The sequence below is a fragment of the Proteus sp. PR00208 genome, from assembly GCF_016238545.1.
GTDB lineage: Bacteria > Pseudomonadota > Gammaproteobacteria > Enterobacterales > Enterobacteriaceae > Proteus.
This window is the reverse complement of sequence record NZ_JAEHQE010000050.1, coordinates 1-1,612: the sequence shown is the minus strand read 5'-3', so window position 1 is coordinate 1,612 and position 1,612 is coordinate 1. Positions and strand designations below refer to the sequence as shown.

The 1,612-nt window shown below is 44.4% G+C and carries 3 protein-coding genes; all 3 read left to right on the top strand.

All coding sequences use genetic code 11. From position 1 onward, the window contains the following. The coding region (locus JEP36_RS17630) for a phage tail sheath subtilisin-like domain-containing protein (protein WP_198630568.1) at window positions 1-724 on the top strand (724 nt) is incomplete at its 5' end. A gap of 3 nt (window positions 725-727) precedes the next feature. Then, window positions 728-1,243, top strand: coding sequence for a phage major tail tube protein (locus JEP36_RS17625; protein WP_152134441.1), 516 nt, complete (start codon window positions 728-730; stop codon window positions 1,241-1,243). Window positions 1,244-1,262: 19 nt separating this feature from the next. Next, a complete protein-coding gene (locus JEP36_RS17620) occupies window positions 1,263-1,610 on the top strand; it encodes a phage tail assembly protein (protein WP_198630567.1) in 348 nt (115 codons plus the stop codon). Window positions 1,611-1,612 lie beyond the last annotated feature (2 nt).

Here is a 1,612-nt window from a genome sequence, read left to right as displayed (position 1 = left end):
GCTCCGCGCATTTGGTTATGTGTCTGCTTACGACTGTAAAAATATCAGCGAAGCAATCAAGTACCGTGACAACTTTGGTCAGCGTGAATTGATGGTTATTTTCCCTGATTTCACGTCATGGGATAACACCACCAACAGCGAATCAACCGCTTATGCTACGGCGCGTGCGTTAGGTCTGCGTGCCAAGTTAGACAATGATATCGGTTGGCATAAAACGATATCAAATATCACCGTTAACGGTGTGACGGGCATTTCTAAAGATATCTATTGGGATTTACAAAACCCTGCTACCGATGCCGGTTTACTGAATGAAAAAGGTGTGACGACACTTATTCGTCGTGATGGTTTTCGTTTTTGGGGTTCACGTACTTGTTCGGATGATCCGCTGTTTGCCTTTGAATCTTATACCCGAACTGCACAAGTCCTTGCTGACACCATGGCAGAAGGGCAAATGTGGGCGATTGATAAACCGTTAACGCCATCTTTAGCGCGGGATATCGTTGAAACCATCAATGCAAAATTACGTTCATTGGTTAGTCAGGGCTATTTGTTAGGCGGTGAATGTTGGTATGACCCGACATCAAATAGCAAAGAAGAACTGAAAGACGGCAAGCTCACACTGGATTATGACTATACACCAGTACCACCAATGGAAAATCTGATGTTACGTCAGCGTATTACCGATAAATACCTGATGGATTTCGGTAACAAAATCAAGGGGTAAATCATGGCGTTACCACGCAAGCTAAAGAATTTTAATGTATTTATTAACGGTAATAATTATGTCGGTGTTGCCGAAGAACTCACGTTACCGAAACTGACTCGTAAGCTGGAAGCCTATCGCGGTGCCGGTATGAATGGTTCGGTGCAAATTGATATGGGTCTTGATGATGGCGCGCTTGATAGTGAGTTTACTCTCGGCGGTGCTGATATTGACGTTTATCGCCAATGGGGTGCATCCACTATTGATGCGGTTCAATTGCGTTTTTGTGGCGCTCATCAGCGCGATAATACGGGTGAATCACTTGCCGTTGAAGTGGTTCTCCGTGGTCGTTATAGCGAAATCGATCCGGGTAACTGGAAATCGGGCGATAACACACAAACCAAAGTCACTGTAAAACCCACTTACTACAAGTTAGTGATGGACGGTCAAGAAATCATTGAGATTGATATCGTCAATATGGTGGAAAAAGTGGACGGTAAAGACCTGTTACAAGCACAGCGTGACGCGCTGGGACTTTAATTAAATGCGGAAAGAGAACATGAAAGAGCCAATCGAAGAACAAAACAAAGAGCAAGTTGAGTGGGTTGTTGTTAATGGCGACCAAGCCACGGTGACATTAGAACAACCCCTTATGCGCGGTGAAACCAAAATTGAAAAAGTGACGGTGCTTAAACCCAATTCAGGGGCATTACGTGGTGTGCGTTTACAGCCGTTAATGGATATGGATGTTGATAGCATGATGCAAGTCTTACCACGTATTACTATGCCAACGCTAACCAAAAACGATGTGCTGTCTTTAGCCGCGGGCGACTTGGTAAATCTAAGTGTGCAGGTGGTCAATTTTTTATTACCGAAGTCGGTTATGCTCGATTCCCTAGCGAATTAACC

Coding starts and splice junctions, on each gene's coding strand:
- JEP36_RS17625 (WP_152134441.1), top strand. CDS start 728: ATGGCGTTACCACGCAAGCTAAAGAATTTTAATGTATTTATTAACGGT.
- JEP36_RS17620 (WP_198630567.1), top strand. CDS start 1,263: ATGAAAGAGCCAATCGAAGAACAAAACAAAGAGCAAGTTGAGTGGGTT.